This window comes from Phenylobacterium sp. (genome assembly GCF_031412415.1).
GTDB lineage: Bacteria > Pseudomonadota > Alphaproteobacteria > Caulobacterales > Caulobacteraceae > Phenylobacterium.
This window is the reverse complement of the sequence record NZ_JANOCX010000145.1, coordinates 1-4,868: the sequence shown is the minus strand read 5'-3', so window position 1 is coordinate 4,868 and position 4,868 is coordinate 1. Positions and strand designations below refer to the sequence as shown.

Sequence of the window (4,868 nt, the reverse complement as noted above, 5' to 3'; positions counted from 1 at the left end):
ACCAGCAGGGTCAGGATCTGCCGGTCCACGAAGGCCGTTGCGTAGGCGGCCACCAGAACCACGACGGTGAACCATGCACGGCCCGGGCTCGGCCAGGCCGCGCCGACGCCTGCCGCGGCCGTGTCGCCGTTCCCGATCGTCTGCTGCATTTGGCTCCGCCTCTGACGCGGCCGTGTTCTCGCGCCCACCCCCATAGGGTTCGCTGATAAGTCCTAAAAGGCAAGCGCGGAAAACCTTCGACCTAGCGACTTGCAAAAAGAGACGGAAATGGTAAGGTCTATATAAGCAAGTCAGTCGACGTGGGTGGAGCCACCTCGGCGACGAGAAAAACGGCCGCGGCCGAATTAGGGGAAACACCATGACCAAACGCACCATGATCTGGCTGGCGACGTCAGCCCTTGGCTCTCTCTCGATGCTGGCGTTCCCCGCTGCGGCCCAGAGCCCGGCTCCGGCGGACCAGGGTGTCGGGCTTGAGGAGGTCATCGTCACCGCCGGCCGTCGCGAAAGCCGACTGCAGGACGTGCCTACTGCCATCAGCGCCGTGACCAGCGAGCAGCTCGATCGGAGCCGGATCCTCGATCTCGGCTCGCTGGCCTCGAGCGTACCCTCGTTCAGCATGACGGAAGGCTCGGGCCTGGCGAAGGAACTGAGCATCCGCGGCGTCACCAGCGTGCGGATCGTGGACGCCTCGGCCGAACCCTCGATCGGCGTCTTCGTCGACGAGGTGTACATCTCGCGAAACGGCTCGGCCTTCACCGATTTCTACGACCTGGAGCGGATCGAGGTGATCCGGGGTCCGCAAGGCGTGCTGCTGGGCAAGAACGTGGTGGGCGGCGCCATCAGCGTCATCACGGCCAAGCCTCAGTTCGAGAACTCCGGCCGCGCGACGGTCTCGCTGGGCAACTACGACGCCATCAAGACCGGCGGCTATGTCACCGGGCCGCTCACGGACTCCCTCGCCGCGCGGGTCGCCTTCCAGACTCGCAACCGCTCCGGCTACGGCCGCAACATCGTGCTGAAGAGCGACATCGACGACCTGAAGTCCTACCAGGCGCGGGCGGAGCTGCTCTATCGGTCGGAGGGCGCGGATCTCCAGGCCTTGCTGACCCTCGACTACGGCTCGATGGAGAACAATGGCGCCCAGGCTCGCGAGCTGACGGACGACCCCTTCACCGCCGGCCTCGGCGTGCTCAGCGTCTATCGCAAGGCCAACAACATCGGCCCTCGCGAGGCCACCTCGCCGCAGCGGGAATATGTTCGCACCATCGGCCGCGGCGGCTCGCTGCGCATCGACTGGGGCGCTTTCACGGGCGCGAAACTGACGGCGATCACCGGCTACCGCAACTCCAAGGGCGACGTGGGTTACAACCAACTCGGCATCGGCTCGCCGCCCGGTCTGGTCGACACCTACTACGCCTACGCCGAGCGTCCGGAGACCTTCAGCCAGGAAGTCCGGCTGGTGTCCGATACGCCGGAAAGCCGGCTGGACTGGATCGTCGGCGTCTATCACCAACGCGACGACGTCACGCGCTTCGACTCCAACCGCGCCACGACCAACACGGCGATCGCGGCCCTCGACGGGACCTTCCTCTACGCCAACCGCGCCAAGCTGAAGACCTCGGCGATCTTCGGCCAGATCGGCTTCAAGATCACCGATGAGCTGAAGCTGACGGCAGGCGCCCGCTACACGAAGGACGACAAGCGCGGCCGCCGAACCGCGAGCTGCCTGGAAGACGCCGGCAGCGGCCTGCCCGACGGGGTCTGCGTCGCCGCCCTGGCCCTGGCCGGCGGTCAGTCCTTCACTGTGAACTACGGCCAGAAGTGGGACGCCCTGACGCCCCAGGCGATCCTCGAATACCGCCCCAACGACCAGGTCATGGTCTATGGCAGCGTGGCCAAGGGCTTCAAGGGCGGCGGCTGGGACCACATCCCCGCCACGGCCGCGGGCGCCCGGATCAGCTATGATCCCGAGAAGGTCACCAACTACGAGATCGGCGTGAAGTCCGACCTGTTCGACCGTCGCCTGCGGCTGAACGTTGCGGCCTTCAGCATGGACTACAAGGACCTGCAGGTTCAGCAACTCGTGGTCGAGTGCCTCTGCACGGTGACGAGCAACGCCGGTACGGCCAAGATCAAGGGCATCGAGGCCGAGACCATCTTCGCGCTGACCGACGGCTTGCAGCTTTTCGCCTCGGCCTCCCTGCTGGACGCCAAGTACGATCAGTTCGTCGACAGCAGCGGCGTGGTGTTCTCGGGCAACCGCATCCCGCGCTCGCCCAGGACCAAGTATGACATCGGCGCGTCCTTCGAGTTCGGGGCCGGGTCGTGGGAGGACGCCTTCAGCCTGCGGACCAACTACACGCGGGAAGGCAAGATCTTCTGGACCCCGGCCAACACGATCTCGCGCAAGGCTTACGGGACTTGGGACGCCTCCCTGCGCGTGCAGCCGCCCGAGGCGCCCTGGGCGGTCACGGTCTGGGGCAAGAACATGTCTGATACTCTCTACTCGGTGGCCTCGCAGACCTTCTTCGGCGACCTGATGAACTACTACGCCCCGCCCCGCACGTATGGGGTCGATCTCACCTACGAATTTTGGCCCAATGGCCGGCGGGGCGACCCGCCGGCTTGGGCGGTCGTCCCGCCAAACCGCGGGAGAGTTTTGAATGAGCGACCGGACAGTTCTGGTGACCGGGGCGGCGGGCGATATCGGGGCCGCCACGGCCGCGCGTTTCGCCCGCGACGGCGTCCGGGTCGTGGTGACCGATCGGCGTCGGGAGGACTTGGACAGGGTCGCCGAGACCTTGCGCGCGGCAGGCGCCGAGGTCCTGGCCCATGCCTGCGACCAGACCGATCCCGAGGCGACGGCCGCGCTGTTCGCCGCCATCGAGGCGTTTGGCCCGCTGAAGGCCGCCTTCATCAACGCCGGCTATGGGCGCTACGGCGCCCTGATCGACATGACCTTCGAGCAGTGGCGGCGGCATGTCGATGTCAACCTCAATGGCGGGTTCCTGATGGCGCAGGGCGCGGCGAGATTGATGGCGAAGGCCGGACGGGGCGGCGCCATCGTCATCAACGCCTCGACGGCGGCGTCCCACGTCTGCGATCTGCTGGGCGCCTATGCGGCGTCGAAGGCGGGCCTCGCCATGCTGGCGCGGACGATGGCCTCGGAACTCGGCGTCCACCGCATCCGGGTGAACCTGATCCTGCCGGGGGTCATCGAAACCTCCATGACCCAGTCCCTGCTTGATGATCCGGCGACCCGCGCCGACGTGCTCTCCGAGACCCCGGTGGGGCGTCTTGGCCAGCCGGAGGATATCGCGCGGCTCGTGGCGTTCCTCTGCAGCGAGGAGGCGGGGTTCATCACGGGCGCCGAGATCCTGGTGGACGGCGGCCAGACCATCCACGGCTATCCCCGCTGGTTCCGCGCCGACTACGCCAAGCCAGGGTCCGAGTGGCGGCCGATGGCCGAGCCGCGCGGCTGATCGGTTCGGCCAACTAGCCCAGCGAGATCACCCCATCGTCCGGCCGCTCGGCGAACAGGCGTTCCACATCGGCGGCGCGGCGGTCGATCACGGCGCGGCGATTGATGGTTCCCTTGTCGGAGATCTCGTGGGCGTTGGCGCTGGGCGGGTCGCTCAGCAGCAGGGCTCGCTTCACGCGCGCCGCGCCGCCGCGTTGGTCGAGATTGAAGGCCGCCAGCCGACGGGCGATTTCCGCCGGATCGGCGCCCGTCGTGGGCCACAGCATCAGGCCCAGATAGGGCCGGCCGTCGTCGCAGAGCACCAGGTCCAGGACCAGCGGCGACAGCGCCTTGATCAGGCCGTCGCGTAGGGCGCCGCCATAGACCCAGGTCCCGCTGGAGAGCTTGAACTCCTCGGCCGCGCGGCCGGCGAAGGCCAGGCCCCGGGTCGGGTCGGCGGGATCGTGGAACACCGCCAGGTCGCCGGTGCGGTAGAAGCCTTCCTCATCGAAGGCCGCGGCGGTCTTTTCCGGTTCGTCCAGATAGCCCAGGGTCACGTTCGGACCGCGCGCCCGAACCTCATAGCGATCGCCGGAGGGCGCGAGCTTCAGGGTCGTGCCAGGAGCGGGAAGGCCGATGCCCACCTTGTCGGTCTCGAAGTGGATGACCATGAAAGCCGAGACGGTCTCGGTCATGCCATAGCCGCTTGTCATCATGATCCGGCAGCCGGTCTCTGCGACCGCCGCGGCCTGCAGGCGGTCGTGGACGGCTTGGGACAGGCCCGCGCCGCCGTACAGCATCAGCCGCATCTTCTTGAAGAAGGTGGCGCGCAGCACCGGGTCCTTCTCCAGCGCCTCGACCAGCATGGTGTAGCCCAGCGGCACGTTGTTGAAATAGCTGACGGAGATCTCACGCAGGTTGCGGATCGAGGTCTCGAACAGTCCCGGCGCGGGCTTGCCGTCATCGATGTAGAGCGTTCCGCCCTCCAGCAAGGTCGTGCGCAGGACGAAGGCGCCGGCCGCGTGGTGCCAGGGCAACCAGTCCAGCATGACGTCATGCCAGCCGGCCGCCTCGCCGATGGTCTGCTGGCACTGGGCGCTGTTGGCGGCGAGGTTGTCGAAGGTGATGGGCACGACCTTGGGCAGGCCGGTCGAGCCGGAGGTCAGCATGAGCGCGGCGCGGTCGTGCGGCTTCAGCGCGGCGATCGAGGCCGCGACCGCCGCCGTGGGCGCCGTGGCCAGGACGTCGGCATAGGCCGTGGCGGGCTTCGCCAGCCTGGACGGATCGGTGGTGACGATAACCGCCCCGCCCAGGTCCAGGCGATCCAGGGCGCCGGCGGCGACGGCGCTGTCCTCGGCGAACACCACGCCGGGCTTCACCTTGTCGATCACGTGGCCCAGCCGCCCGT

Annotated in this window: 2 protein-coding genes and 1 pseudogene; 2 read left to right on the top strand and 1 reads right to left on the bottom strand. The window is 67.7% G+C overall.

Translation table 11 applies throughout. The features are described 5' to 3' along the window. Nucleotides 1-358: 358 nt before the first annotated feature. Both RMO04_RS07010 and RMO04_RS07005 read left to right on the top strand, forming a co-directional pair. Nucleotides 359-2,476 (top strand): annotated as a pseudogene (locus tag RMO04_RS07010) (TonB-dependent receptor); the annotation flags it as partial. Nucleotides 2,477-2,663: 187 nt separating this feature from the next. Further along, entirely contained in the window at nt 2,664-3,482 is an 819-nt protein-coding gene (locus RMO04_RS07005; RefSeq protein WP_309644071.1) for an SDR family NAD(P)-dependent oxidoreductase, read from the top strand. Between the two features lie 13 nt (nt 3,483-3,495). Here RMO04_RS07005 and RMO04_RS07000 read toward each other — a convergent pair. Beyond that, nucleotides 3,496-4,868, bottom strand: a 1,373-nt coding sequence (locus tag RMO04_RS07000) for an AMP-binding protein (protein ID WP_309644070.1), incomplete at its 5' end; no start/stop codon positions are given.

What these genes read in the sequence shown, in the direction of transcription:
- RMO04_RS07005 (WP_309644071.1), top strand. Translation starts at nt 2,664, where the DNA reads ATGAGCGACCGGACAGTTCTGGTGACCGGGGCGGCGGGCGATATCGGG.